Source organism: Microbulbifer sp. SE14, assembly GCF_059834885.1.
The window spans coordinates 44,530-71,378 of sequence record NZ_JCBAJA010000012.1 but is presented as its reverse complement, the minus strand read 5'-3'; the positions used below and the strand labels follow the sequence as shown (position 1 = coordinate 71,378).

Genomic DNA, 26,849 nt, shown 5'->3' with positions numbered 1-26,849 from the left:
GCGTGCGCCTGGCGGCGTCCGGCGGTGCTGGTGCGCCAGCCCGGTCGCAATGCTCATGTACTAAAGTACACTCCGCTTCCTGCGCTCCGGCGGCCACCACCAGCCGCCCGCTCGCTACGATATCTAGAGGCGCCCTAACGCTTGTGATGCTGCCCGCGCGCCGCCACGCGCGAGCTGGAAGGCACAGCCGTCAGCGAAGGTTTCTGCTCGCCGCGCCAATTGATCCTGATGGTGCGCATACGCGCCACTTCTTTGCGCGCGACTATGAGGTAAAAGCCGCCCCAAGGCAAGTTCCAGCGGGCCCCCAGTCGCTCCATCCACGCTGTCTTCGCCAGCAGCTCGCGCTGCTGCAGCGGCAGGCGGAAAAAGCCGCGCTCGACGGTACTCGCCTGCAGGTCCAGCAGGTTCATCCAGTCTGCCACCCGCGCCGCGCGCAGCTGGTTGCCGCGCTGGTGCGCACTGCCGGAAAACAGCAGGCGCGACAGCCCCAGCAGGGAAAAGGGATTGAAACCGATCAACAACAGGTGACCGCCGGGTATCAGCACCCGCGCCGCCTCGCGCAGCAACTGGTGGGGATGATTGGTGAAATCGAGCAGGTGGTGCAGCAGCACCACATCGATGGACTCCGACGGCAGGGGCAACTGCTCGAACTCCACCAGTGCCGCGCCCTGCTGCTCACTGCAGGCACTGAGGCGAAAGCGGTGATTGATGCGGCTGCAGGCGGCGAAGTCCACTGCACTGGTCACTCCCGCCTGCATCAGGTGGTAGCCGAACATCCGCTCCACCAGCGGCTGCGTCAATGCCAGCTGCTGGGAAAGAATCTCCTCTCCCAGGGGGCTGGCGAACCAGCGCGACAACCCCGGACATGACTGTCCCAGCGAGGGTATTTCAGCGCGTCTGCCCAACAGGGGTCTCTTTCCCATGGTTTCTCCGACCGTTTGCGAGTCTGCAGGAGCCCGATTGTACTGATACAGCGCCAGGAGAGACCAATGTTTTACATTTCTTCCCAACGGGACAATTTTCTCTCAGGCATCTTGAGAGCACTGCAACCCTGTGTCCAATCCAGAACTTGTCACTCCTCGATTTATCGCGAGCTACCTTAATGGTATCGTTTCGGAAAATGAATCAGCGGCCTGCAAAATGCTTACGATATCCCCCATCCCGGCCTTCAGCGACAACTATATCTGGCACCTGGAGCGCGACGGAGAACACTGGGTAGTGGACCCCGGCGACGCCCGGCCCGTGATCGAAGCCCTGGGCGACAATCCCCTCAACGGCATACTGATCACCCACCACCACCGGGACCACACCGGCGGCATCGAACAGCTCCGCAACCGCTACAAATGCCCGGTATACGGCCCCAGCTCCATCGAGGGCGTCACCGAGCCGCTGGCGGACGGCGACCGATGCGAGGTGCTGGGCCTGCCGCTGGAGGTCATGGATGTCCCCGGGCACACCCTGGATCACCTCGCCCTGCTGCTCGAAGAGGAGGGCTCCGACAGTAAGTCCCGAAGCACGCCCCAGTTGCACCTTTTCTGCGGCGATACCCTCTTCGCCGCCGGCTGCGGCCGCCTGTTTGAAGGGACGCCCGCACAGATGTACACCTCACTGGCGAAGCTGGGCGCCCTGCCCCCGGAAACCCGGGTCTACTGCGCCCACGAGTACACCCTGGCGAACCTGCGCTTTGCCGAGGCCGCAGAGCCGGGCAACACCGCCATTCAGAACCGTATCGCCGAAGTGGAAGCACTGCGCGCGGACGAGCACCCCACCCTGCCCTCGACCATCGGTGAGGAACTGGCCACCAATCCGTTTCTGCGCTGCCATATTCCCGCCGTGGCACGCCGCGCGGCCAACCACGATGCCAACGGCGGCGCGGAGGATTCAGACGAGGTGGAGGTGTTCGCCAGACTGAGGCGCTGGAAGGACAATTTTTAATCAAATTCACGCCGAAACGACGGAAAGAAGCAGGGCTCCCTCCGACATTCTGCGCAATAATTAGCCATTTCACATTGACCGAAACTAACCGCGGTCTTTAGAATCAGACAATTACAACGATAAGCTCAGGTGCAATACCAGATAAGCGCAAAAGCGTATCCTGAGCCGGGACATTAAAAGAACGACTCGCGGAACACCAAGCATGGTTCACAAGAAATTTGCCGTCGCCCTATTGGCAGCGGCGGTGGGGGCCTGCGCGCAGATGCAGGAACAGCGCATCGCGCCCGGGAATCAGATACCGCAGGGGGCAGAAACCCCTGTAGCGACCGCCAGCACTACCGACATCCTGAAACCGGCGGAAAAGACCCTGCCACCGGTGGATATCTGGGATCGCCTGCGCCGCGGCTTCCGCCTCGACCGCCGTATCGACCACCCCAAGGTCAAGGATTACATCGCCTACTTCTCGCGCAACGAGGGCTATATGGCCCGGGTGACCGAGCGCTCGCGCCGCTACATCTTCCACGTGGCGGAACAGCTGGAGCAGTCCAACCTGCCACTGGAGCTGGCACTGCTACCGATCGTCGAGAGCGCCTACGACCCCTTTGCCTATTCCCACGCCCGCGCCTCCGGCATGTGGCAATTTATTCCCGCCACCGGCCGCCACTACGGCCTGAACCAGAACTGGTGGTCCGACGGGCGCCGGGACGTGGATGAATCCACCCGCGCGGCCATCAAATATTTCACCTACCTGTCGCAGCACTTCGGCGGCGACTGGGAGCTGGCGCTGGCCGCCTACAATGCCGGTGAGGGCACTGTGCGCCGCGCCGTCGAGCGCAACCGGCGCCGCGGCCTGGGCACCAGCTTCTGGGACCTGAAACTGCCGCGGGAAACCCAGCGCTATGTGCCGCAGCTGCTGGCGCTGGCGGAGGTGGTTTCCCGTCCCGACTACTACCGTGTGCCGCTGCACGACGTACCCAACCAGCCCTATTACGCCGCCGTGGACGTGGGCAGCCAGATAGACCTGGCCCAGGCGGCGGATCTCGCCGGTATCGAGACCGAAGAGCTCTACCTCCTGAACCCCGAATTCAACCGCTGGGCCACCGATCCCAACGGTGACCACCGCCTGCTGGTACCGGTGGAGAAACGGGATATCTTCGAAGCCGCCCTGGCGGAGCTGCCGAAAGACCAGCGCGTCAGTTGGCAGCGCTACACGATAGCCCGCGGCGACACCCTGTCCACCATAGCCCGCCGCTACGAGACCACCGTGGCCGCCATCCGCGAGGCCAACAAACTGCGCGGCAACAACATTCGCGCCGGCAAGACCCTGCTGATCCCCAGCGCCTCCGGGCCCGCTGGCCAGTACGCCTACGCCCTGGACGAGCGCGTCAAGCGCCGCCAGTCCTCCGGCAGCGGGCGCAAGACCAGCTACACGGTGCGCCCCGGCGATACCCTCTGGGACATATCCCGCTCCCTCAACGTCAGCGTGCGCCAACTGGCCAGTTGGAACAATATGGCGCCCGGTGACACACTGCGCCCGGGGCACAAGCTGGTGGCTTACGGCGGCGGCAGCGATGACCGCACCACCCGCAAAGTCTCCTACCGGGTGCGCAGCGGCGACTCCCTGTACCGTATCGCCAGCAAGTTCAGCATCGATATCGACGATATCCTGCGCTGGAACAAGATCAGCAAATCCAGCTACCTGCAGCCGGGCCAGAACCTGACCCTGTTTGTCGACAGCGCCACCAGCGGCTGATCGACGGCTGGCGTAGGGCTGGGTTGAGCACAGCGAAGTCCAACGTCAGTGTCCTAACAACGGAAAAAGCCCGCGCAAGCGGGCTTTTTTGTTTGACGTGAACCAGTCGGCGAGCGGTTTCACGGGCCACTCACCACCGGCCACCAATCACTTCTCAGGCATCTCGATATCCGCCCTGTCGGACAGGTACTTCTGCACCGCCGCCAGTTCAGCCTGGCCGTTCACCGATGCCAGCTGCTGCATCAGTGCGCGGCGCTGTTCGCTGCTCTGGCGTGACAGCTGGCCGGGGCGGACATTGCGCAGTTTCAGCACGACCCGGTCGCCATCGCTGGTGGCAAAGCTGGTGACCACATCGCCGCGGGAGCCGGGCGCCTCCAGGGCAAAGGCCTCGGCGATGATCTCGCCGCGCTTGCCGAAGCCTCCCCGGCGGGTCTTGTCGCTGGTCTCCAGGGTCAGTTCCTGGGCCTCGGCCAGCTCGGCGAAGTTCCCACCCGCTTCCAGTTGCTCCTTCAGCTGCTGCGCGCGGCTCGCCAGCTGCTCGCTCGCCTTTTCGCGTTTCAGGCGGTCGACGATCTGCTGTTTCACCTCTTCCAGCGGATAGGTACCGGCGGGCTTGTGCTCGGTCACCCGCAGCACCACGGAGTGGTTCTCGCTCAGGTTCAGGACATCGGAGGTGTTACCGTCCTCCTTCACTTCCGGAGCGAAGGCCGCGGCCACTACCTTGTCATTGGCGGTGACGCCACTGCCGCCCTGGCGGCCGAACAGTTCGCTGGTCTGCAGCGGCACGCCCAACTCCTCTGCCGGGCCGGCCAGGGTATCGGCGTTGTAGGCGAGATCCGCCAGGCGCCCCAGGGCGCCGACAAACTCGCGCTCCGCCTCGGCGTTGCGCAGCTGCGCGGTGATCGCCGCCTTGCGCTCCTCGAAGGTGGGCGCCTCGGCATCCTCGACCTCCAGCAGCTTGATAAAGTGGGTGCCGCTGTCGGTGGTCACGGGACCGGAGACCTGCCCCACCTCCAGGGAAGCCAGGGCCTCTTCAAATTCCTCCGGGAAGACATCGCCGCTGGTAAAGCCCAGGTCGCCGCCCTCGTCGCGGGAGCCCAGGTCGTCGGAATAGGTCTTCGCCAGCTCGGCGAAGTCCTCGCCGGCATCCAGCTTGGCCTGGATTTCGGCCACCTTGTCCTCACTGCCCTCCTCCAACAGTATGTGGGCGGCGCGGCGGCGGATCTCGGCCTGGAAATTGGCCACTTCCTGCTCGTACTGGGCCCGCACATCCTGCTCCGACACATCGATATTGCCGGCGAAGAGCTCCGGTTTCAGTTCGATATACTCGATGGCCACCTGCTCCGGGCGCTGGAACTGGTCCCGGCTGTCCTGATAGTACTGCTCTACTTCGCTGTCGCTGACGGCCACCTCGTCCAGCAGCCCCTGCACGGGCAGGATGACGTAATCGAAGTCGCGCTCCTCCATGGAAACGGACACCACCTGCTCCGCGTCGGCGCGGGTGGTGAAGGCGCTGTCGGTCACGCTGTCGGCGTACTGCTGCAGCACCAGGTCGCGCTCCATGATCTGGCGGAAGCTGGCGGGGCTGTAGCCCATGCGGCGCAGTGCGTCGCGGAACACCTGCGGATCAAATTTGCCGCCAACCTGAAAGCCGGGAATCTGCACCGTCTCCCTGTCGACCACTGCAGCGCTCATCACCATGCCGCTGTCCTGGGCCGCCTGGCGCATCACCGAACTGGTTACCAGTTGCTGCAGTACCGGCTCGCGGAGCTGCTCGTCGCTCAGCAGGTCCGCAGGTACATTTTCACCGTACTGGCTCATGATCATATTGCGGCGGTTCTGGATTGCGCGCTGCAGATCCAGGTTGCTGATCTTCTCGCCGTTGACCTCGGCTACCGCATCGGCGGCACCACCACTGGCACCGGTGAAAAAATCAATTCCCCCAATGACCATAATGAAACCGAAAAAGCCGGCGACAATGACTGCCGCGGTGCCCTTCAGGTTATCTCGCATGGACTGAAGCATGGTCAGCTCCGATAGTTAACTCTATTAATTATTACTCAAGTTTCGGAGTTCACAGGGATTGCCAGCGCCGAGGGGAGGCGCCTTTGAACGGCCCTGCTACCGGTGGCCACCTGGCAAAAAACCTCATCGGTAAATATTTGCCAGATCGCCACCGATAGTAGGGCCTCGCACAGTGCCATCCCGAGGCTTCCCGCCCTCAATGTGAACTACAAAACTTGAGTTATTACCAGATACAAAAAAGGCGCATCCGAGCGATACGCCTCTTTGAAGCTTCGACGTTTAAACGAGGCTTCTTAATTTACCGCATCCTTCAGGGCCTTGCCGGCCTTGAAGCTCGGGATTTTTGCCGCTGCGATTTCGATCGGATCGCCGGTGCGCGGGTTGCGGCCGGTGCGGGCAGCGCGCTCTTTGACAGCGAAAGTACCGAAACCTACCAGGGCAACCTGATCGCCTTTTTTCAGGGCGTCGGTAATGCTGTCTACCAATGCGTCCAGAGCACGGCCGGCGGCTGCTTTCGGAATGTCTGCAGATGCGGCAATCGCTTCAATCAGTTCGGACTTATTCACACTTAATCCCTCTGTTCTTTCTAGGTATGTTTGGGGTGCCCGCTGGCGGGACACCACTGCGTTCGAGACTTTCAAGCCATCTACTAATCGCCGGCAATTTGGGCGCCGGGCAATAAGGCACGTTTTATACCAACTGCCCGATAGCGGGTCAAGGAACCATGCGGGTTTCCGGGCAGTTGGACAAATCTCCAGCAGCTTTCCGCCCCGGGCAGATTATTTTTTAGCCGGAGGTAACAGCCCACCCCACCGGGATTCGGAAAAGAATGCCAAGGCCCTGATACCGGGGGGCCAATTGGGGAAAGCGCCTGCGGCTGGTAAACAGACCGATGAGGCTTTTTCCCAATTGGCCACCGGCAGCAGGGGGTGAGCAATTATGGCCGGAGAATGCCGGGGCATCGGCCGATGCCCCTTTTTTTGACTAATGCGTATGCATCGAGCGCTGCGAGCGCTCCTCGGCCTGCTTCTGCAGGGCCATGTACTCCTCGTCGGACAGGGATTCCGGTTTGTGCTCGAGTGCCAGCTCCAGCACTTGGTCTATCCACTTGACCGGCTTGATCACCAGGTCCTGCAGAATATTGTCCGGAATGTCTTTCAGGTCCCGCTCGTTGTCCGCCGGTATCAACACCGTCTTGATACCGCCGCGGTGTGCCGCCAGCAACTTTTCCTTCAGACCACCGATACGCAAAACTTCTCCGCGCAGGGTGATCTCGCCGGTCATGGCCACTTCGGAGCGCACCGGTATGCCGGTGAGCACGGATGCGAAGGCGGTGCACATAGCGATACCTGCAGAGGGACCATCCTTCGGCGTCGCACCTTCCGGAACATGGATGTGGATATCCTTTGTCTCGTGAAAATCCGGCGCTATACCCAGGGCCTGGGCCCGAGCGCGCACCACGGTGAGCGCCGCCTGGATGGACTCCTGCATCACGTCCCCGAGGGAACCGGTCTTGATCATCCGCCCCTTGCCGGGCATCGCTGAGGCCTCGATGGTGAGCAGGTCGCCCCCCACCTCTGTCCAGGCCAGCCCGATGACCTGGCCGATTTTGTTTTCCTCTTCCGCGCGGCCGAAATCGTACTTGCGCACACCCAGCAGATCCTCCAGCTGCTCGGGCACCACAGTGACCTTCTCGCTGGTTTCCTCGCGCACGTGCCTGGTCACCACCTTGCGGCAGATCTTGGCAATCTCGCGATCCAGGTTGCGCACCCCCGCCTCGCGGGTGTAGTAGCGCACTATATCGCGCACCGTGTCGTCGGCCAGGGCCAGTTCGTCGTCTTTCATACCCGCGGCCTTGCGCTGTTTCGGCACCAGGTAACGCTGGGCGATATTCAGCTTCTCGTCCTCGGTGTAACCGGGAATACGGATGACTTCCATGCGGTCCAGCAGCGGACCGGGAATATTCATCGAGTTGGACGTACAGACGAACATAACATCGGACAGGTCGTAGTCCACTTCCAGGTAGTGGTCGTTAAACGACTTGTTCTGCTCCGGGTCCAACACTTCCAGCAGTGCCGAGGCGGGGTCACCGCGGTGATCCATGCCCATCTTGTCCACCTCGTCGAGCAGGAACAGCGGGTTTCTCACCCCAACCTTGGAAATCTTCTGGATCAGCTTGCCGGGCAGCGAGCCGATGTAAGTGCGGCGGTGGCCGCGGATTTCCGCTTCGTCGCGCACACCACCGAGCGCCATGCGCACATATTGGCGATTGGTGGCGCGGGCGATGGACTGGCCGAGGGAGGTCTTGCCCACCCCGGGCGGCCCCACCAGGCACAGGATTGGCCCCTTGACCTTTTTCACCCGCTTCTGCACCGCCAGGTATTCGAGAATCCGCTCCTTGACCTCTTCCAGGCCGTAGTGATCCTTCTCGAGTATTTCCTCGGCCTTTATCAGGTCGTGGCGCACGCGACTGGCCTTTTTCCACGGCACATTCAGCATCCAGTCGATATAGCTGCGCAGCACCGAGGCCTCGGCGGACATGGGCGACATCATTTTCAGTTTCGCCAGCTCCGCGCGGGTTTTCTTCTCCGCTTCCGAGGTCATGCCAGCCTCGGCGATTTTCTTCTCCAGCTCTTCGATCTCGCTGGGCTCTTCGGTGATTTCACCCAGCTCCTTCTGAATGGCCTTCATCTGCTCATTCAGGTAGTACTCGCGCTGGCTTTTTTCCATCTGTTTCTTGACGCGGCCGCGGATGCGCTTTTCCACCTGGATCAGGTCGATCTCCGAATCCATCAGGCCGAGCAGATGCTCCAGGCGCTCCTTGACGCTGGCAGTTTCCAGCAACTCCTGTTTTTGCGGCAGCTCCAGCGACATGTGGGCGGCGATGGTGTCGGCCAGGCGCCCCGGTTCGTCGATGCCCGAGAGCGACGTGATCACCTCGTTGGGCACCTTCTTGCTCACCGAGACATACTGTTCGAATTGCGTCATCGCCGAGCGCACCAACGCCTCGGCCTCCGCCTCCGGCAGTTCCTCGGTTTCCATCGGCTCCACAGTGGCGCGGTAGTGGCCGTCGCCTTCGGTCACCTCGAGGATATTGACCCGCTGGCTGCCCTCTACCAACACCTTGACGGTGCCGTCGGGCAGCTTGAGCAGTTGCAGCACGCTGGCGACGGTGCCGACGCGATAGATGTCATCGGCGCCCGGATCATCTTCCGAAGCCTTGCGTTGCGCCACGAGCAGCACCTGCTTGTCGCTGCGCATCGCCTCTTCGAGCGCGTCTATGGATTTCTCCCGGCCGACAAAAAGCGGGATCACCATATGCGGGTAGACGACCACATCCCGCAGCGGCAACAGCGGATATTCAAGTTTGGTATCGGATGGCTGATCCATAGAACTCCTCTCGGCCCGATCACTGGGTTGTTGGCGCGGCATCGACTGCTGCTGTTGGAGATACAGTTTACTCTCGGCCGCCGCCTGTCAGTTGCTAGAGATGGGGGAGCGATGACCGGAATACAAGTCTAATCTAACGGTGAATTTGTGCCGAGGCAGGGTGCGCCGTGCGCAGCGGGAAACACCGGAGGCCAGGTTGGCGCCTCGGCGCACCCTAGGCCCCAAGCATAAAAAAGCCCCGGGCTGGGGCTTTTTGCGGAGTCTGACGGCTTTTTTTACCAGGCTGAGCTCATTCTTCCGGCGCCGCCTTCTGCGGCTGGGACTCGTTCTCGTACACCAGCAGCGGGGCAGACTCCCCCTTGATGACCGCCTCGTCGATAACCACTTTGGCGACATTGTCGGTGGAGGGGATGTCGTACATGGTCTCCAGAAGCACCGACTCCATGATGGAGCGCAGACCGCGGGCACCGGTCTTGCGCTCCATGGCCTTGGTTGCCACCGCATCCAGGGCGTCCGGGCGGAAGTCCAGCTCCACGTCCTCCATCTCGAACAGCTTGGCGTACTGCTTGGTCAGGGCGTTGCGCGGCTCGGTCAGTATCTTGACCAGTGCGGCGCGATCCAGCTCCTCCAGGGTCGCGGTGACCGGCAGGCGGCCGACAAACTCGGGGATCAGGCCGTAGCGCACCAGGTCCTCGGGCTCCAGGTCGCGCAGAACTTCGCCGAAGTTGCTCTTGCCATCCTTCGACTTGACCTCGGCGGAAAAGCCGATACCGCCCTTCTCGGAGCGGTCGCGGATCACCTTGTCGAGGCCGGCGAAGGCGCCGCCACAGATAAACAGGATATTGGAGGTATCCACCTGCAGGAACTCCTGCTGCGGGTGCTTGCGGCCGCCCTGGGGCGGAACCGAGGCGACAGTGCCCTCGATCAGCTTCAGCAGCGCCTGCTGCACGCCCTCACCGGATACATCCCGGGTGATGGACGGGTTGTCGGACTTGCGCGAGATCTTGTCGATCTCGTCGATGTAGACGATGCCCTGCTGGGCTTTCTCGACGTCGTAGTCGCACTTCTGCAACAACTTCTGGATAATATTTTCCACGTCCTCGCCCACGTAACCGGCTTCGGTCAGGGTGGTGGCGTCGGCGATGGTAAAGGGCACATTGAGCAGGCGCGCCAGGGTCTCCGCCAGCAGGGTCTTGCCGCTGCCGGTGGGGCCCACCAGCAGGATATTGGACTTGCTGAGTTCGACGTCTTCCTTGCCCTTGACCCCGGTCTTGCTGCGCAGGCGCTTGTAGTGGTTGTAGACGGCTACCGCCAGCACGCGCTTGGCCCGCTCCTGGCCGATCACATACTGGTCGAGGATCTCGGTGATTTCCCTCGGTGTGGGCAGGCGGCCCTCGGGACCCTCAGACGTCTCCTGCACCTCTTCGCGGATGATATCGGTGCACAACTCGACGCATTCGTCACAGATAAAAACGGACGGGCCGGCGATCAGCTTGCGCACTTCCTGCTGGCTCTTGCCACAGAAAGAACAGTACAGCAGTTTGCCGTTGTCTTCTCCGCTGTTCTGGTCGGTCATCAAAATACTCCGTGGTTCTTCGGCCAGCCGGGGCCCGTCGTCGGTCACCCCCGGAATCTACTGCGCGCGTACCTGGCGGCCACCACCGGCCACCCGCTCGCTATGATTTCCAGAGGCGCCCTCTTGTTTCTATAGCAAGATGCTGTCTTTTGGCGCCTTTTTCAAGCCTTTTGTGCCCGGGCGGGCCCTGGGGCCGTCCGCGGTCGCCGGCGGCGCCACCAGCGGCTCAATATTGTCTGCCAGGCAGCCTTATTTTTCCAAGGCCTGGCGGCGCGAGAGCACATCGTCGACCAGGCCGTACTCCTTGGCCTCGTCGGCGCTCAGAAAGTGATCGCGCTCGGTGTCGCGCTCTATATCGCTGACCGAGCGGCCCGCGTGGTGGGCCATCAGCTCGTTCAGGCGCTGACGGATCTTCAGGATCTCCTGCGCGTGGATATGGATATCGCTCGCCTGCCCCTGGGCGCCACCGCTCGGCTGGTGGATCATCACCCGGGAATTGGGCGTCGCGAAGCGCTTGCCGTTGGCACCAGAGGCGAGCAGGAAAGCCCCCATGCTGCAGGCCTGGCCGATACACATGGTGCTGACATCGGGCTTGATGAACTGCATGGTGTCATAGATGGACATGCCGGCAGTCACTGAGCCACCCGGGGAATTGATGTACAGGTGGATGTCTTTGTCCGGGTTTTCTGCTTCCAGGAACAGCAGCTGGGCCACCACCAGGTTGGCCATATGGTCTTCCACGGGCCCCACCAGGAAGATCACCCGCTCCTTCAGCAGGCGCGAGTAAATATCGAAAGAGCGTTCGCCCCTGGCAGTCTGCTCCACCACCATGGGAATCAGGCCGGTGGCTTTCGGGTCGATCGAGGACTGAGGATAGTCAAAACGTGCCATAGATACCGTAGCTTCCTTCTTGTGGCGTGATAGGCAAACCAACCGGCGGGCAATGGCGCCAGAGGCTGGAAATTCGGTCTTTCTGAGCTTAACCGGTCGGACGTGAGAAAGCCAGCCGGCAAAAAATAGGGGAAGGAGGGGGAAGGCGACCGCGGGATCGCGGCCGCCACCCAACAGGATTAACCGCTCGGGTTAAGCCTGCTTCTGGGGCTTGATGACGTCGTCGTAGCTGCTCTTCACTTCCTTGACCTTGGCGGCCTCGAGGACGAAGTCCACAACCTGGTCTTCCAGAACCACAGACTCGACACCGGACAGCAGTTCGCGGTTGTTGTAGTAGTACTCAACCACTTCTTCCGGCTGCTGGTAGGTGGAGGCCAGCTCCTCGACCTTGGTCTTGACCCGGTCGGCATCCACGGAAATCTTGTTCTGCTTGACGATCTCGCCAACCACCAGGCCCAACACTACACGGCGCTTGGCCTGGTCTTCGAACATGGTGTCCGGCAGCATTCTTTCCGCGTCTTCCATTTTGATCTGGCCACCGAACTGCTGCACCATCTGGCCGCGCAGGGCGCGAACCTCACCGGCCACCAGTGCCGCGGGCAGTTCCACCTGGTGCTTCTCGAACAGTTGGTCCATGACCTGGGTCTTGACCTTGTTCAGCGCTGCATTTTTCAACTCGCGCTGCATATTGCTGCGCACTTCCTCGCGGAACTTCTCTTCGCCGCCCTCTTCCACCCCGTAGGTCTGGAAGAATTCTTCGTTCAGTTCCGGCAGTTCGGGCTTCTCGGAGGCGGTGACCTTGATGTTGAAAGTCACCTCGGCGCCGCGCAGCTCTTCCGCCTGGTAGTCTTCCGGGAAGGTCACTTCGATGTCTTTCTCTTCGCCCGGCTTCATGCCGATGATGCCGTCCTCGAAGCCCGGGATCATCTGGCCGGAGCCCAGCACCAGCTTGTGGCCTTCAGCCTTGCCGCCCTCGAACTCTTCACCGTCCTTGCGGCCGACGAAGTCGATGGTCACCCGGTCGCCCTTCTGCGCCTTGCGCTTGGTGTCTTTCCAGTCCTGCTGCTGCTTGCGCAGCACGTCGATCATGTTGTCGACGTCTTTGTCGGTCACTTCGGCAACCGGGCGCTCGACGCTGACTTCCGCCAGGTCGGCCAGCTCGACTTCCGGGTACACCTCGAAAGTGGCGACGTATTCCAGGTTCTCGCCGGGCGCGGTCTGCTTGGCCTCGATGCTCGGCTGGCCGGCGGGTTTGACCTGCTCTTTCTGTACTGCCTCGTAGAAGGAGCGGCTCATCACTTCGCCCAGCACTTCCTGGCGAACGCCGGCACCGTAGCGCTGGCGAACAACTTTCAGCGGCACCTTGCCCTTGCGGAAGCCGTTTACACGGACGCTCTTGGCGGCCTGCTGAAGGCGCTTGTCCACTTCCTTATCGACGATTTCCGCCGGCAAATTAACCGTTAAACGACGCTCCAGGCCGGAAGTTGTTTCGATGGAAACCTGCATGTTAATCCTCGTGAGACTTTCTGTACTCGCGCCGCAGCGCTTTAGACTCTTCTATTGTTGCCAGCGCGCCGCAGCGCCAACGCTTTCCTGGCCGCCGGGACTCTACCGGCCAACCGTCTACTGGCACCACCATCGGCATTGCCGAGCAATTCCCGACCGACGCCAAATACAAGCAGCCCGTACCTTGCCTCACAAAGGGCAGGTGCGGGCTGCGGAATCCTTGGTTTGGTGGGGACGGGGAGACTTGAACTCCCACACCTTGCGGCACCAGAACCTAAATCTGGCGTGTCTACCAATTCCACCACGTCCCCGAAATCCACTTCGTCGCTAACTTATTGATATTCCTGCAATTTAGCGCAAAAACATCGGGTCCCGGCGACGAGGGGAGCAGATTGTGCCACAGGCGCCTAAGGGCTTCAACAAAATGCCCAGTGGATACGGGCTCAACGGCCCCACAGCCCGCTGGGTGGCGGTAAGCAAAACGCAGTGGCGGCCCTGCTGCCGGAGGGTTGGTTGCGGGACACGGGCTAGGCGCCCCCCCTAAATACATCCCTGTAGGCCTGGCAGCGAGATCCCTCTCGCTGCCAGTCCCGCAACCAACCCTCCGGCAGCAGGACCTTCGCATCATGCCCCAGCATGCTTAAACGAGCCCTAGCATTACCGCACAAAAGTAAAAGGCGCCCGAAGGCGCCCTCTTCCCGAGTCCCGAGTCCCGAGTCCCGAGTCCCGAGTCCCGAGTCCCGAGTCCCGAGTCCCGAGTCCCGAGTCCCGAGTCAGGTTACACCCTCTCGACGATGGTGGTGATGCCCTGTCCCAGACCGATACACATGGTGGAGACACCCAGGTCACCACCCTCGTTCTGCATCACCGACAACAGGGTGCCGGTGATACGCACGCCGGAACAGCCGAAGGGGTGACCCAGGGCGATGGCGCCGCCGTAGAGGTTCACCTTCTCGTCCATCTTGTCCAGTAACTGCAGATCCTTCAGCACCGGCAGCGCCTGGGCAGCGAAGGCCTCGTTCAACTCCACCTTATCGATGTCGTCGATACTGAGACCGGTGCGCTTCAGCGCCTTCTGGGTGGAGGGCACGGGACCGTAACCCATGATGGACGGGTCCACGCCGGCCAGCGCCATCTCCCGCACCTTGGCGATGGGCGTCAGGCCCAGGGACTGGGCGCGCTCGGCGGACATGATCAGCATCACTGAGGCGCCGTCGGTGATCTGCGAGGAGGTGCCGGCGGTGACCTGGCCGTGCTTGGGGTCGAAGGCCGGCTTCAATTGCGCCAGGCCCTCGACGGTGGTGTCCGGGCGAATGGTCTGGTCGGATTCCACCAGGAAGGGCACGCCGTCGTCGTCGTGACCCTCGATCGCGATGATCTCCCGGTTGAATTTTCCATCTTTGGTGGCCGCCGCGGCGCGCTGGTGCGAGCGGGCACCGAACTCGTCCATCTGCTGGCGCTGGATGCCGTGCATCATCGCCAGGTATTCGGCGGTCATGCCCATGGAGCCGGCGGCCTTGGCCATGTGGCGACCCAGCATCGGGTTGGGGCTGACGTGCTCCATCATGTTCAGGTGACCCATATGCTCGACACCACCCACGACATAGACGTCGCCCAGGCCGGCGCGGATATTGGCGGCGGCGGTGTGCAGCGCGGACATGGAGGAACCGCACAGGCGGTTGACGGTCTGTGCCGGAATGGTGTGCGGCAGGCCGGCGCGCAGCAGGATAAAGCGGGCCACGTTGAAGCCCTGCTCGTCGCGCTGCATCACGCAACCCCAGATCAGGTCATCGATCTCGGCCGGATCCAGCTTGTCGTTGCGCTGCAGGAACTTCTTCAGCAGTTCCGCGGACATATCGTCGGCTCGCACATTGCGGTAGACGCCGTTCTTGGAACGACCCATGGCCGTGCGCGCGTAGTCGACGATTACGGCATCTCTAGGATTCAAACTCATTTTCAATCTCCAATCTTGCCGTAGGATCGGCCGGTGGCCGCGATCGGTCTTTGTCAGTAGCCTGCACCGACCGCGGCCGCCGGCCGCTCCTACAGGGAGCTATCAGTTGGTTTCGTAGTAGGTCTCGCCGCTGGCGGCCATTTCACGCATGCGCTCGGTGGGCTTGTACAACTCGCCCAGGTCGGCGTATTTATCGGCGATTTCTACAAAGGTCTTCATTCCCATATTGTCCAGCCAGGCGAAGATGCCGCCGCGGAAGGGCGGGAAGCCGATGCCGTAAATCAGCGCCATGTCGGCCTCAGCGGGAGACTCGACAATGCCCTCCTCCAGGCAGCGGGCCAACTCGGTGGCCATGGGTACCATCATACGCTCGATGATTTCGATATCTTCGAATTCGCGGCGCTCGGCAACGTGGGGCTTGAGCAGTTCATAGGACTCCTCGGCAACCACTTTCTTGGGTTTGCCCTTCCTGTCCTCTTCGTAGTTGTAGAAGCCCTTGCCATTTTTCTGGCCGTAGCGCTCGGCTTCGTACATGACATCGGAAGCAGCCTTGAAGGATTTACCCATGCGATCCGGGAAACCTTCCGCCATGACTTTTTCCGCGTGCACGCCGGTGTCGATGCCCACCACATCCATCAGGTAGGCCGGTCCCATCGGCCAGCCCCAGCGTTCCATGACCTTGTCGATCTGCTGGAAGTCGGCACCGTCACGCACCAGCATGGCGAAGCCGGCGAAGTAAGGGAAGAGCACCCGGTTGACCAGGAATCCGGGGCAGTCGCGCACCACGATGGCCTTCTTGCCCATCTTGTTCGCGTAGGCCACCACACGGGCGATGGCATTTTCGGATGTCTTCTCACCACGGATCACTTCCACCAGCGGCATTTTGTGCACCGGGTTGAAGAAGTGCATACCGAGGAAGTTTTCCGGGCGCGCCAGCGGCTCGGCCAGGGAATCGATGGAAATAGTGGAGGTGTTGGAAGCGATGACGGTGTCCTCGCTCACCTTGGTTTCCACCTCTTTCAGCACTGCGTGCTTCACCTTGGGGTTTTCCACCACCGCCTCGACCACGACATCGACGTCGTCAAAGCCGTCGTAGCTCAGGGTGGGCTCTATGCGGTTCAGGGTTTCACCCATTTTTTCGGCGGTCATACGGCCGCGTTCGACCAGCTTGGACAGCAGCTTGTTGGCCTCCTTGAGGCCCAGGTCGATCCCCTTCTGGTCGATATCCTTCATCTTGATCGGCGTGCCCTTGTAGGCGGACTGGTAGGCGATGCCGCCGCCCATGATGCCCGCGCCCAAAACCGCGGCGCGCTCAATTTTCTTGTCGGCCTTCTTTTCCCAGCCCTTGGCCACCTTGCTGATCTTCTGGTCGTTCAGGAACAGGCCCACCAGGGACTTGGCGGTGTCAGTCTGCGCACAGAAGATGAATTGCTGTTGCTCGATCTTCAGCGCCTCGTCGCGGTCTACCTTGTATCCCTGCTCGATCGAGGTCACCGCGGCAACCGGAGACGGGTAATTCTTGCCCGCCTGCGCGCCGACAAACGCCTTGGTGGTAAAGAAGGCCATCAGTGCTTCGGTGTCGTTCAGGGGGATCGGGGATTTCTTGATTTCGCGGCGGGACTTGTAGTCCAGCTCGCCGTCGATGGCGCGACCGAGCAGTTTAAGCGCGGCGTCTTTCAGTTTGTCCGCGGGCACCACCGCGTCCACTGCGTGTGCGGTCAGGGCCGCATCCGGCTTCTGTTCCTTGCCGGCGGCGATCCACTCCGCGGCCACATCCACACCCACGAGGCGCGGCAGGCGCACTGTGCCGCCCCAGCCGGGAATCAGGCCCAGCTTCACCTCCGGCAGGCCCACTTTGGCCTGGTCGCTCATCACGCGGTAGTCGCAGCCGAGGCAGACCTCGAAACCACCGCCCAGTGCATAGCCGTTGATGGCGACGACGCTGGGTACCGGCAGGTCTTCCAGGCGGTTGATATTCTCGTTGTTCTTGTCCATCAGTTCCGCGATGCCCTCCGGGCCCGCGGAGAAGGCGCCGCCGAATTCGGTGATGTCGGCTCCGACAATAAACACGCCCTTGCCGCTGGTCAGCAGCACGCCCTTTACGCCGTCTGCCGCCTCTATGGCGTCCAGCGCCTCGGAGAATTCTGAAACCGTCTGGCGATTGAACTTGTTGACGGATTCGCCCTGCAGGTCGAAATTGAGCTCGGCGATGCCGTTGTCCAGCATCTGCACGCTTAGCGCTTTGCCACTAAATAACATTGAATGACCTCTTTTATTCGGGGCCTGAAACCTTGGCCCGGGGTCGGATTTGTTCTGCGACCGCGGATCGCGCGCACCGCCTCAGCGATGACGCAAAGACCCACTGCGGTCAGCCAGCCGTATTATCAGGGTTAGTATAGCCAGATTCAAACGATTGTTTGAATACCATTTCTTACAAATTGGATGGCACCACAGCCCGGGGAACGAGTGCCGAAGTTCAGAAATTGACCAGGCATCCAGCCGGTCCCGAGCGCCGCGGCCCAGCGGAGAGTAGACCCGACAAGTCTATATGCGATCGCGCCGGCAGATTACCCCGCTGGCGCTGCCTGCTTCTGATCTTGCGGATGGCGGGAAGAATTCAGATGCCGGCAGGCCCTTTTTAGACACTGGGTGGAGAGTTCGCGCTGACCAGTATGCAATCGCAGTCACCGGGATTGCGAAAACGGTGTGGCCGCCGGCTGTTGAAATAGTATCCGTCACCCGGCCCCAGAACGGCCACCTCGGCACCCACGGTCACCTCCAGCCGACCGGCCACCACAATGCCGCCCTCCTCGCCTTCATGGCTGAGCAGCTCGGGGCCGGTGTCCTGGCCCGGCGGATAGACCTCGTAGAGGATGGACATGTCGCGTTTGCTGTTGCTGGCCCCCAGCAACCGGTACTGGATGGGGCCGGTACCGACATTGGGCATCTCGTCGGCGCGAAAGAAAACCTGGGGATTGTCGTCGAACTGCAGGGTGAAGAACTCGGCCAGGGACATGGGGATGCCATCCAGGACCTTCTTCAGGGAGCCGATCGAGGGGCTGACGCGCCCCTGCTCTATCAGGGAAATGGTGGCATTGGTCACGCCGGCGCGCTTGGCCAGTTCGCGCTGGGAGAGGCCGTGCATCTTGCGCACCGCCTTGAGCCGCGCGCCGATATCGTCACTGCCCCTGGCTTCCGGCGACTGAATAACCGAATCCGTTTTCATAGTGATCAGTGGTGAGTGATGAGTGGTTAGTTTGCCGCAAATCGGCGGTCACTGACCACCAACCACTGACCACCCCTCAGACCATATCGTCAAACGGATTGACGCTGGGCAGCTCGACCGGGGGAATTCCCGGCAACGTCACCTGCCCGGTGGACATCTCTATCCGACTCTCATCCACCAACCCCTCGCCGAAGCGGTAGATGGCGTTGAGATCGCCGCGGCTGGCGCGGGCGTCGTAGGTCAGGGACTGCTCGCTGACCGCCTCGTTGCGCTTGCGGTAGTCGCCCATCGCCTTTTCGCCGTGACGCCTGGCCAGCATACGCCGTACCAAGTGCGGCGCCAACACACTGGCGGTGGCGTTGTTGCCGCCAAAGCCCTTGGAGTTCAGGAAGGCGACGTCCAGGGACTCCGGATCGCGCTCCGCGTGTTGCAGGGAAATATCCAGGTGCTCGCAACTCACGTCGTCCGCCACCCGGTCGATGGTGGTGATGCCCGGCAGGATACCGCGATCGAAGATACCCAGGCTGGTAATCAGCTGGTCGCCGCTGGCCGCGGCCACAGTGTGGCCCAGGTAGGCCTTGACCGCGCACACCGGCCAGTTCTCGATGCCGAAGGCGCCCGCCAGCCGGTCGAAAATCGCCGATTCGGTCACCCGGTTCTGCGGCGTGCTGGAACCGTGCGCCTGCACAAAGCTGCGCCGGCGCAGGCTCTCGTCGCCGACGATGGCGCGGGTCTCGGCCATGGCGCGGGCCACGGTCAGGTAGTTGCCCGGCCCCGGCGCGGAGATGGACTTCTTGGTGCCGTCCGCATTGACGAACACATTGGCCACGGCGCCGTGAATGGTCGCGCCCAGCTCCAGCGCCAGGGCGTCGTCCATCAGGATCGCCCACTGGCTGCCCTCGCCCAGTGTGAAACCGCAGTTCTCGCCGAAGGGCCGGCTGGCGCGGCGGTAGTCGACTTCACCGGGAAAGATCTTGCGCAGGCCGTCGATATTCGCCAGCGCCCCCATGGTGGTGTAGCCGTCGACCACCTCCGGCACCAGCGGCGCCTCGGCGGCACCGACCACGGCGACGCGGGCGCGGCCGCCGCGGATATCCTCCACCGCCGAACGCAGGTTGTACAGATAGGTCGCGCAGGCACCGGCCACGGCGCCTGTGGTGCCGACGCTGCCCAGCACATAGGCATTGACGAAGTCCGCCGGCATGCTGGTCAGGCCCAGCGCCAGCTGCTTGGAGCTGACCCGGTTGCCGCGCAGGCGCGACTGCAGCAGGCCGCCGTTGCCGTAGGGGTCCAACTGGCTCATGGCCGAGCTGGCGTAGACGGAGATCCTGTCGGGGCCGGCAGCAGCCACCACAGTATCCCAGTCGATACCCAGGGATTGCACCGCATCGGAGGCGCCCATAATCGCCAACTGAAGGCCGCGGGGGTGGAAGCGGGAGTTGTACTGCTCCCCCGGCTCGAAGCCGGTCGGCAGCTGGCCGGCGGAGGCCACCGGGATCTCGCGGTAGCTGTCCAGCATCACCGACAGGCCGCCGGCGCGCACGCGCACGCGGCCGTCACCGAGAGACTCCACCTGCCAGTCTTCCGGCAGCGGCTCCGGCAGCTGGCGCGCGGACATCTCAAAGGTGAAGCCGTCGGGGCTGCTCAGTTCCGCCGGCTGGTGGAAGTGGCAGTGGCGGTAATCGTAGAAGCGCTTTTCCAGCTCCCGCACCAGGGTGCCGTCCAGCACCTGCCGCTCCAGTGCCGCATCCAGCGGCCCATCCACTTCCGCACCGGTGCGCAGCCCCATCAGCGCCGCCAGGTCGGACAGGGTGTCGGCGCGCTCCGCGGCGCCGAGCTTGTCCAGCACCAGGCGGCGGTAGCCGCGGTGGAAAGAACTGCGACCGGCGGGGTTGAAGCCGCCGAAAGCGGTGATTACGGGAAGGCGCTGCATCCTGACCTCCAGCAAAACGCTGAGAAATTAACTATTCCGAACGGCGGTCAGTGTAGGGGGTGGCGATTCGGCCTGGTTATGGGCATACTGGCCAGCAAAATTGAGCTTTTGGCCATAGATGCCGCTTTTGGGTATAGGCGCCTGAGCGGCCTGCGAAACGAGATGCAATGCGAACAGTCACCTTTCTACTGATAGACCAGATGCTGGCGACCGGTACCGTGTTGCCACTGGAAATGCTCCGCGGCGCCGAGAGCCGCGCCCGCGTCGAGGGCGATTCCAGCCCGATGCACCTGATTACCGCGAGCCTGGACGGGGTCCCGGTCAGCACCCGCTCCGGATTTTCCTTCACACCGGACGTCTCACTTGCGGACGCGCCGGACAGCGACCTCATCTACATCCCCGCCCTCTGGCGCAATCCGCGCCCTGCACTAAAGCGCAGCGGCAAGCTACTGCAGTGGCTGCGCCGGCAGGCCGAGGCCGGCGCAGCCATCAGCGCCGTGGGCACCGGGGTCTGCTTCCTCGCCGAGGCCGGCCTGCTGGACGGCAAGCCCGCCACCACCCATTGGCACTATTTCGAGCGCTTCGCCGCCGACTATCCGCAGGTCAAGCTAAAGCGCCAGTACTTCATCACTCAAGCGGACAAGCTGTTCTGCGCCGCCAGTGTCAACGCCCTGGCGGATGTCACCGTCTACCTGATCCGCCAGCTATACAGCTCTGCCGTCGCCAGCCATGTGGAGCGCAACTTCTCCCACGAGATACGGCGCCCCTTCGAGGAAATCGCCTATTCGGAGGGCGCGGTACACCTGCACCCGGACGAGGAGATAGTCCAGGCGCAGACCTGGCTGAAGGAACACTGCAGCGAAGAGATTCGCCTGAGTGAAGTGGCCAGCCACTTCGACATGAGCGTGCGCTCCTTCAACCGCCGCTTCAAACTGGCCACCGGCCAGACGCCGCTGCAGTATCTGCAGAATGTGCGCGTGGACATGGCGCGGGAGCTGCTACAGTCGAGCAACCTCTCGGTGAACGAGATCGCGGAGAAAGTGGGCTACCAGGATATGGGCCACTTTACTGCACTGTTCAAGAAGTTTCTGTCGACTACGCCGAGTGAGTATCGGACTACGGTGCGGGCGAAGCTGTTTCGGGTGAACACCTGATGCGGAATACGGACAAAATTGTAGGATGGGCAAAGGGTGCCCATCTTTACATGCCAACCATTATTTCTTCCTTAAGAAAACCACATCGCTGTCGGCAAACTGCAGCTCCGCAGAAAGACGATCCGCCAGCCAGCGGAAAGTCTTCGCACTGAAAAAACAGATATGGGTGGGATCGCGGATATAGTGCCAGTTGGCGAAACGCTCCGGCGAAACAACCAGTTTGGTCATCAGTGCCAGCAGACCACCGGGGCGCAGACGCTCCCACAATTGCTGCAATTCCTCACCCGGAGCGGCGAGATGTTCGACCACTTCGGTGGATACAACAAAGTCGTACTCCCGCTCCATCGCACCGGCATCGCGCAAGTAGAGAGCGTCGTACAGCGCCACCCGGTGCCCCGCCTCTACCAGCAGCTGCGCCAGCAGCGGCGCCGGGCCACAGCCGAAATCCAACCCCTCGCTGCCGGGCTGCAGTTCTTTCAGCAGCGGGTTTGCGCAACGGCTCAGGAAACGGCGATAGCCTTCGTCCTGCAGGGAATTCTCGTGGAGATCGTAATAGGCCCGCTCTTCCGTGGGGGAGAGATGAAATTCGGGCGGCACGAATACCAGCGCGCAGTGAGCACACTGGTAATAACTGCGAAATTTATCGCGGTGATAAGGCTGTGCCGCCGAATGGCGGCACAGTGGACAACTACTGGACAAATCAGGCTGCTGCGGTTTCGGACTTGTTGTCCTCATCCGCGTGTTGCAACAGGTTGCCCGCGGTAATTTCAATTTTGCGCGGCTTCATCGCTTCCGGGATTTCGCGCACCAGTTCTATGTGCAGCAGGCCGTTGGCGAGCTTGGCATCCGTCACCTTTACGTGGTCCGCCAACTGGAAACGGCGCTCGAAATTGCGCGCCGCAATACCGCGGTGCAAATAATTGCGCTGCTGCTGGTCTTCCGGCTTTTTGCCACTCACTGTCAGGCGGTTCTGCTCCACCTGGATATCCAGTTCGGACTGTTCGAAGCCCGCCACCGCCATGGTGATGCGGTAGCTGTCCTCGCCGGTCAGCTCTATGTCGTAGGGCGGATAGCTGGGCTGCTTCTGCTCGCTGGTGGTCATCGCATCCAGCAGGCTGGCCATGCGGTCGAAGCCGATTGCGGAGCGGTACAGGGGGGTAAAATCGAGATTACGCATTATCATATCCTCAATTCAGAGCAATATTTAAGGTTTGCCCGTCGCTAGACCGGGCGGTTGGGGAGGCATCTCTGTTCAGAGCCTGCCCCCGTAACTGGGAGATAGGGGTTCGGGACGGGGTTTCAAGAGGCGGAAGAAAAAATTTATGCAGACCAGACAAAGGGACGTGGAAGAGAATGTCTCACGACTGTTTATCGGCGTGCGCCCGGACAAGCGCACTCAGCAGTTCCTCGACGGGCTGGTCAACCAGTGCAAGCAACAACTGGGTTCAGACATACGCGACCGGACGCGCTGGACCAGCCATGCAAACCGGCACCTGACCCTGGCCTTCCTCGGGGAGACGCCCGGCCGGCTGATCCCGGCGATCGAAGAGAGGCTGGCGCGGATTGCCGCCAACCTGCCCGCCTGTAGCGGCCGCATCGTTTCCCTGGGACCCTTCCCCCGGCGGCGCGCACCTCTGCTGGCGGCGGAACTGCTGACCAACCCGAAGCTGGACAGGCTGCACGAGCAGTGCCGGCAGTTAATGGCGGAGCTGGGCATGAAGCCAGAGGGCGCGGCCTACCGCCCCCATATCACCCTGGCCCGCAACAGGAGCGGCTTCGCACGGCTGGAGCCGGCGATGCTGGATCACACCCTGTCGGTGGACAACATAATCCTCTACCAGAGCCGCCCGGCACCGGGCGGCAGCCAGTACCTGCCATTGTTCGAGGCCGCTTTCAAAGGCGAGCAGCAATGAAAAGGCCCGCTGCGAGCGGGCCTTTCCGAACAGATCAGTCCAGGTGCGACAGCACATATTCCGGATACATCACCAGACGCGGCCGGGACAGGCGCCGTCCGTCAAAGATGAACACGTAGCGCTCGCCGTCGTCGTCCGCGGGGATGGTGCGGCGGAACTTCCAGGTATTGATCTTGTAGGTCTGGCGCCCCGCCTCCACCGTCGCTACCAGCCGGTACTGGTTGTGGCCGAGGAACTCGAATGAAATGGCATCGCCGTGGGAGGGATTCAACTCCAGGCTGCGGAAGGTATGCTTGCCCTCCCCGCCGTCCGCCAACAGTTTGTCCAGGCGGGCGCGCTCGCGCTTCACGTAGTCCAGCAGCTCCGGATCCACTTCCCGCACCGCCTCCGGAGCGGCTTCCGGAGCCTTCTCTTCGGGCGCTGCCTCCACTGCAGCCACTGTCGGTGCCGGCAGCTGCGGCTTGCTCACCGGGGCGACCTTGCGGGCCGCAGCCGCAGTGCGCTGCGCGGCCTCCGCCTTGGCCAGCATGGCGCCGACCATCTGCTCAACCTTCTCCTGCTGGGCGGATATGCGTCCCTTGGTCTGTGAGACCGCCTTCTGCCCCGCGTCCAGCTGCGCCTGGAGTTCATCGTAGTTTGTCTGGATAAACTCCACCCGGCGGCTGCGGCTGTCCACACCGCGCTCCGCCATGGCAAAACCGTGCTTGGCCTTGACCAGCGCCCGCTCCGTCTCCGAGTTGGCCCGCTGCCGATGCGCCAGCTCCGCCTGCTGCAGCTCGCGGCGGCTCTCCTCGTAGTTCTGGCGGGCCTGGTCCAGGGATTCCTTGGCGCGCTCCAGCTTGTATTCGTAGGAGAGTAGTTCGTTTTCGATATCCTCGACTTCCACCATCCGGTTTTCCAGCGACTGCTCCATACGCGCCAGTCGATTCTTCTCCGCCGTCAGGGACGCCTGTGTCTGCGCCACAGCAGACGCTCCCCCAAAAACTACAAGGCCCGCTATCAGGAGCGAGCAGTACCGCGTTACCGCCATAGTAAAGAACCCATTGCTCGGTTTTTTGACATCCATAGAATAATCGCGCGGAGATCAATTTTTATACAGTTTCGTGCGAAACCGCCGCGCGAGATGGCAATTCTACGCAGCCACCCACCCCCGGGCAATGACTGCACGGCGAGTGACCATTCACGGTCGGCGGATGGTTACAAACGGTTGCGTCTTATTTCACGGTAAAAACAGTTACGCGAATTTTTTGTGACATTTTTACCTTCACAACGCTTGATTTTTTTCTGTACGCAAGCATTATGGGTAACAGGGAGAAGATCTTTGGACTCAGTGGAAATCCGACCCGGACGTAAAACACCCTCAGCTGTTCAGTCAGCAAATATTGGTTGCGTTCCCGGTATTCGGCCTCCACAGGCAGCTCCGGCTACTCCCTCAAGGGCGCCCTACCTTTCTTTCAGCAAACCGCACACGCGGCCTGCATGGTTTCTTTTAACCGGAGGTATTTGCCCATGAAATCTGCGCCTAACGATAACATTGTGTTCCGCGATATCGACAAGTCGGCCGCCCTGGCCACCACGGTATCGAAGAAGTTACATAAACTGGAACGTTATTGTGGCGACATCATACGGAGCCGCGTAGTTCTCGAAGCCCCCCACCAGCACAAGAGCAAAGGCAAGCAATTCAAGGCTTCCGTCGAACTCGCACTCAGCGGTAACCCCGTGACCATCAGCAGTGAAAACGAATCCATCCATCGCGCAGTGAACGATGCCTTCGCATCCGCAGAGCGCTGCCTGAAGGAACGCGGCGAGCGCCGCAAGGCGAAACGCCACCAGACGCTCAGTGCGACGGAGTCGGAGATGGAATAACTCGAAACAATTGAAAAAGGCGGTGCAGCTGCACCGCTTTTTTTTTGGGGGGACTCGGGAAAGATAACTGAGCCAGACGCGAAGGTTCTGGTGCCGCAGGTCATTTGGGAAATGTTTGCCGATGAGGCTTTTTCCCAAATGGCCACCGGCAGCAGGGCCGCCCTGGCCTCTCTTACAGCCGACCAGGAGTGACAGCTCAGGCCATCGGTGTGCGCATGGTCACGAACTCCTCCGCCGCGGTAGGGTGAATGCCGATGGTCTGGTCAAAGGTCTTCTTGGTGGCGCCGGCCTTCAGCGCGACCGCCATGCCCTGGATGATCTCCCCGGCATCGGGGCCCACCATATGTACCCCCACCACCTTGTCATTGCTGGAATCCACCACCAGCTTCATCAGGGTGCGCTCGTCGCGGCCGCTGACCGTGTGCTTCATCGGCCGGAACTCCGACTTGTAAATGACCACGGGGATACCGGAGTCCCGCGCCTCCTCCTCGGAGAGCCCCACCGTGCCGATATTCGGCTGGCAAAAAACGGCGGTGGGAATGTTGTTGTAGTCGATCTCCGCCAGCTTGCCGGTCTGCCAATGCTTCACCAGCGCCATGGCTTCCGCCAGGGCCACCGGTGTCAGTTGCGGCTCGCCGGTGACATCCCCAAGCGCGTAGATGGAGTGCACATTGGTGCGAAAATTGTCGTCCACGGAAATGGTGCCGTCCCGGTGCAGCACCACCCCCAGTTTTTCCAGTCCCAGCCCCCTGGTGTTGGCGACACGCCCGGTGGCGTAGAGCACGGCGTCCACTTCCAGACTGGAGCCGTCCTCCGCGCGCACCAGCAGGCTGCCATCGACCCGCTTTTCGATCGCCTCGATGCGGTGGTTGAAGTGCAGCTGCACGCCCTTCTTGCCCATCTCGTCGCGCACGAAGTTGCGCACATCCCGGTCAAAACCCCGCAAAAACAGGTCGCGGCGGTAGGAGAGATGGGTCTCGGCCCCCAGGCCGGCAAAGATTCCGGCAAACTCCACGGCGATGTAGCCGCCGCCGACGACCAGTATGCGCCGCGGGAACTCGGCCATGGAGAACACCTCGTTTGAGGTCATCACATACTCGCGCCCCGGGAAGTCCGGCACATAGGGCCAGCTGCCTGTCGCCACCAGGATGCGCTCGACGGAATAACTCCGCCCGTTGACGTCTACGCGGCGCGGATCTTCGATACTCGCTCGCCCATCGATCACCGTTACCCCGGCATTGGCCAACAGATTGCGATAGATCCCGTTCAACCTCGCTACTTCATTGGCATTGTTTTCACGCAGTGTCTGCCAGTTGAAGTCGGCCCCGCGGTTTTGCCAGCCGTAGGCAACCGCATCCTCGAACGCCTCGCTGTAACCGCTGGCATAGACAAACAGCTTTTTCGGCACACAGCCGACATTGACACAGGTGCCGCCCATGTAGCGGTCTTCCGCCACCGCCACGCGCATTCCGGCGGCAGCTGCCATGCGCGCGGCGCGAACGCCGCCTGAACCGGCGCCGATAACAAACAGATCAAACTCGTATTCGGTCAAAACCAACTCCTAGTCGCGAATTACAGCCAGCCAATCGATCGCGGCGGCTGTCAAAAATTTCACCAAACTGCCGACCTTTCGATCAATTTCACTGGGCCGGCGAAATATAAAAAAGCAATTGGTACAATGCTGACAATTTATACTTAATACCCGTTGACACAGACTTGGGCTTTCG

At 61.7% G+C, this 26,849-nt stretch carries 20 protein-coding genes and 1 tRNA gene; 5 read left to right on the top strand and 16 right to left on the bottom strand.

Annotated features, from left to right (window positions below; all coding sequences use genetic code 11):
- Window positions 1-134: 134 nt before the first annotated feature.
- Window positions 135-923: a class I SAM-dependent methyltransferase gene (locus AC6R19_RS10390; protein ID WP_500579752.1), complete on the bottom strand. Its 789-nt coding sequence runs from the start codon at window positions 921-923 to the stop codon at window positions 135-137.
- 217 nt (window positions 924-1,140) lie between these two features.
- Here AC6R19_RS10390 and gloB point away from each other — a divergent pair, with 217 nt between their 5' ends.
- Both gloB and AC6R19_RS10380 read left to right on the top strand, forming a co-directional pair.
- Window positions 1,141-1,935 carry a hydroxyacylglutathione hydrolase gene (gene gloB / locus AC6R19_RS10385; protein ID WP_500579751.1) on the top strand — a complete coding sequence of 265 codons (795 nt, stop codon included), beginning with the start codon at window positions 1,141-1,143 and terminating at the stop codon, window positions 1,933-1,935.
- A 202-nt stretch (window positions 1,936-2,137) separates the two neighbouring features.
- A complete protein-coding gene (locus AC6R19_RS10380; RefSeq protein WP_500579750.1) occupies window positions 2,138-3,688 on the top strand; it encodes a LysM peptidoglycan-binding domain-containing protein in 1,551 nt (516 codons plus the stop codon).
- A gap of 147 nt (window positions 3,689-3,835) precedes the next feature.
- On the opposite strand, the gene AC6R19_RS10375 is transcribed toward AC6R19_RS10380, so the two are convergent.
- The 11 genes from AC6R19_RS10375 to AC6R19_RS10325 all read right to left on the bottom strand — a co-directional run bounded on the left by AC6R19_RS10375 (window position 3,836) and on the right by AC6R19_RS10325 (window position 20,189).
- Window positions 3,836-5,713 (bottom strand): SurA N-terminal domain-containing protein, encoded by a 1,878-nt coding sequence (locus tag AC6R19_RS10375; protein ID WP_500579749.1) that lies wholly within the window; start codon window positions 5,711-5,713, stop codon window positions 3,836-3,838.
- A gap of 293 nt (window positions 5,714-6,006) precedes the next feature.
- Entirely contained in the window at window positions 6,007-6,333 is a 327-nt protein-coding gene (hbs, locus tag AC6R19_RS10370) for a non-specific DNA-binding protein Hbs (protein WP_500579812.1), read from the bottom strand.
- 364 nt (window positions 6,334-6,697) lie between these two features.
- The gene (gene lon, locus AC6R19_RS10365) at window positions 6,698-9,103 is read right to left on the bottom strand and encodes an endopeptidase La (protein ID WP_500579748.1); all 2,406 of its coding nucleotides are present in this window, start codon (window positions 9,101-9,103) and stop codon (window positions 6,698-6,700) included.
- A gap of 289 nt (window positions 9,104-9,392) precedes the next feature.
- Window positions 9,393-10,679, bottom strand: coding sequence for an ATP-dependent Clp protease ATP-binding subunit ClpX (gene clpX, locus AC6R19_RS10360; RefSeq protein WP_500579747.1), 1,287 nt, complete (start codon window positions 10,677-10,679; stop codon window positions 9,393-9,395).
- A 249-nt stretch (window positions 10,680-10,928) separates the two neighbouring features.
- Window positions 10,929-11,570 carry an ATP-dependent Clp endopeptidase proteolytic subunit ClpP gene (gene clpP, locus AC6R19_RS10355; protein WP_500579746.1) on the bottom strand — a complete coding sequence of 214 codons (642 nt, stop codon included), beginning with the start codon at window positions 11,568-11,570 and terminating at the stop codon, window positions 10,929-10,931.
- Window positions 11,571-11,762: 192 nt separating this feature from the next.
- Window positions 11,763-13,076: a trigger factor gene (tig, locus tag AC6R19_RS10350; protein WP_500579745.1), complete on the bottom strand. Its 1,314-nt coding sequence runs from the start codon at window positions 13,074-13,076 to the stop codon at window positions 11,763-11,765.
- 226 nt (window positions 13,077-13,302) lie between these two features.
- A tRNA-Leu gene (locus AC6R19_RS10345) sits at window positions 13,303-13,387 on the bottom strand.
- 467 nt (window positions 13,388-13,854) lie between these two features.
- Window positions 13,855-15,030: an acetyl-CoA C-acyltransferase FadA gene (gene fadA, locus AC6R19_RS10340; protein ID WP_500579744.1), complete on the bottom strand. Its 1,176-nt coding sequence runs from the start codon at window positions 15,028-15,030 to the stop codon at window positions 13,855-13,857.
- Between the two features lie 102 nt (window positions 15,031-15,132).
- A complete protein-coding gene (fadB, locus tag AC6R19_RS10335) occupies window positions 15,133-17,289 on the bottom strand; it encodes a fatty acid oxidation complex subunit alpha FadB (protein ID WP_500579743.1) in 2,157 nt (718 codons plus the stop codon).
- 379 nt (window positions 17,290-17,668) lie between these two features.
- Window positions 17,669-18,256, bottom strand: coding sequence for a cupin domain-containing protein (locus tag AC6R19_RS10330; protein WP_500579742.1), 588 nt, complete (start codon window positions 18,254-18,256; stop codon window positions 17,669-17,671).
- Window positions 18,257-18,332: 76 nt separating this feature from the next.
- The gene (locus AC6R19_RS10325; protein WP_500579741.1) at window positions 18,333-20,189 is read right to left on the bottom strand and encodes a beta-ketoacyl synthase; all 1,857 of its coding nucleotides are present in this window, start codon (window positions 20,187-20,189) and stop codon (window positions 18,333-18,335) included.
- A gap of 167 nt (window positions 20,190-20,356) precedes the next feature.
- Between AC6R19_RS10325 and AC6R19_RS10320 the strand changes: the two genes are divergently transcribed.
- Window positions 20,357-21,343: a GlxA family transcriptional regulator gene (locus AC6R19_RS10320; RefSeq protein WP_500579740.1), complete on the top strand. Its 987-nt coding sequence runs from the start codon at window positions 20,357-20,359 to the stop codon at window positions 21,341-21,343.
- A gap of 60 nt (window positions 21,344-21,403) precedes the next feature.
- Here AC6R19_RS10320 and AC6R19_RS10315 read toward each other — a convergent pair whose 3' ends face one another.
- Both AC6R19_RS10315 and AC6R19_RS10310 read right to left on the bottom strand, forming a co-directional pair.
- A complete protein-coding gene (locus AC6R19_RS10315) occupies window positions 21,404-21,940 on the bottom strand; it encodes a class I SAM-dependent methyltransferase (RefSeq protein ID WP_500579739.1) in 537 nt (178 codons plus the stop codon).
- A 103-nt stretch (window positions 21,941-22,043) separates the two neighbouring features.
- Complete coding sequence (locus AC6R19_RS10310) at window positions 22,044-22,520, bottom strand: Hsp20 family protein (protein ID WP_500579738.1); 477 nt, start codon at window positions 22,518-22,520, stop codon at window positions 22,044-22,046.
- Window positions 22,521-22,665: 145 nt separating this feature from the next.
- Between AC6R19_RS10310 and thpR the strand changes: the two genes are divergently transcribed.
- A complete protein-coding gene (gene thpR, locus AC6R19_RS10305) occupies window positions 22,666-23,256 on the top strand; it encodes an RNA 2',3'-cyclic phosphodiesterase (RefSeq protein ID WP_500579737.1) in 591 nt (196 codons plus the stop codon).
- 34 nt (window positions 23,257-23,290) lie between these two features.
- Here the strand turns inward: thpR and AC6R19_RS10300 are convergent, their stop codons facing one another.
- Entirely contained in the window at window positions 23,291-24,220 is a 930-nt protein-coding gene (locus AC6R19_RS10300; protein ID WP_500579736.1) for a hypothetical protein, read from the bottom strand.
- A 545-nt stretch (window positions 24,221-24,765) separates the two neighbouring features.
- Here AC6R19_RS10300 and AC6R19_RS10295 point away from each other — a divergent pair.
- Window positions 24,766-25,122: an HPF/RaiA family ribosome-associated protein gene (locus AC6R19_RS10295; RefSeq protein WP_500579735.1), complete on the top strand. Its 357-nt coding sequence runs from the start codon at window positions 24,766-24,768 to the stop codon at window positions 25,120-25,122.
- A gap of 196 nt (window positions 25,123-25,318) precedes the next feature.
- Here the strand turns inward: AC6R19_RS10295 and gorA are convergent, their stop codons facing one another.
- Window positions 25,319-26,674, bottom strand: a complete 1,356-nt coding sequence (gene gorA, locus AC6R19_RS10290; protein ID WP_500579734.1) for a glutathione-disulfide reductase — start codon at window positions 26,672-26,674, stop codon at window positions 25,319-25,321.
- Window positions 26,675-26,849 lie beyond the last annotated feature (175 nt).

Excerpts from the sequence above, each read along its gene's own strand:
- thpR (WP_500579737.1), top strand. The coding sequence starts at position 22,666 with ATGCAGACCAGACAAAGGGACGTGGAAGAGAATGTCTCACGACTGTTT.
- AC6R19_RS10380 (WP_500579750.1), top strand. The coding sequence starts at position 2,138 with ATGGTTCACAAGAAATTTGCCGTCGCCCTATTGGCAGCGGCGGTGGGG.
- AC6R19_RS10375 (WP_500579749.1), bottom strand. The coding sequence starts at position 5,713 with ATGCTTCAGTCCATGCGAGATAACCTGAAGGGCACCGCGGCAGTCATT.
- fadB (WP_500579743.1), bottom strand. The coding sequence starts at position 17,289 with ATGTTATTTAGTGGCAAAGCGCTAAGCGTGCAGATGCTGGACAACGGC.
- tig (WP_500579745.1), bottom strand. The coding sequence starts at position 13,076 with ATGCAGGTTTCCATCGAAACAACTTCCGGCCTGGAGCGTCGTTTAACG.
- gloB (WP_500579751.1), top strand. The coding sequence starts at position 1,141 with ATGCTTACGATATCCCCCATCCCGGCCTTCAGCGACAACTATATCTGG.
- clpX (WP_500579747.1), bottom strand. The coding sequence starts at position 10,679 with ATGACCGACCAGAACAGCGGAGAAGACAACGGCAAACTGCTGTACTGT.
- lon (WP_500579748.1), bottom strand. The coding sequence starts at position 9,103 with ATGGATCAGCCATCCGATACCAAACTTGAATATCCGCTGTTGCCGCTG.
- AC6R19_RS10310 (WP_500579738.1), bottom strand. The coding sequence starts at position 22,520 with ATGCGTAATCTCGATTTTACCCCCCTGTACCGCTCCGCAATCGGCTTC.
- AC6R19_RS10325 (WP_500579741.1), bottom strand. The coding sequence starts at position 20,189 with ATGCAGCGCCTTCCCGTAATCACCGCTTTCGGCGGCTTCAACCCCGCC.
- AC6R19_RS10295 (WP_500579735.1), top strand. The coding sequence starts at position 24,766 with ATGAAATCTGCGCCTAACGATAACATTGTGTTCCGCGATATCGACAAG.
- AC6R19_RS10390 (WP_500579752.1), bottom strand. The coding sequence starts at position 923 with ATGGGAAAGAGACCCCTGTTGGGCAGACGCGCTGAAATACCCTCGCTG.
- AC6R19_RS10330 (WP_500579742.1), bottom strand. The coding sequence starts at position 18,256 with ATGAAAACGGATTCGGTTATTCAGTCGCCGGAAGCCAGGGGCAGTGAC.
- fadA (WP_500579744.1), bottom strand. The coding sequence starts at position 15,030 with ATGAGTTTGAATCCTAGAGATGCCGTAATCGTCGACTACGCGCGCACG.
- AC6R19_RS10320 (WP_500579740.1), top strand. The coding sequence starts at position 20,357 with ATGCGAACAGTCACCTTTCTACTGATAGACCAGATGCTGGCGACCGGT.
- clpP (WP_500579746.1), bottom strand. The coding sequence starts at position 11,570 with ATGGCACGTTTTGACTATCCTCAGTCCTCGATCGACCCGAAAGCCACC.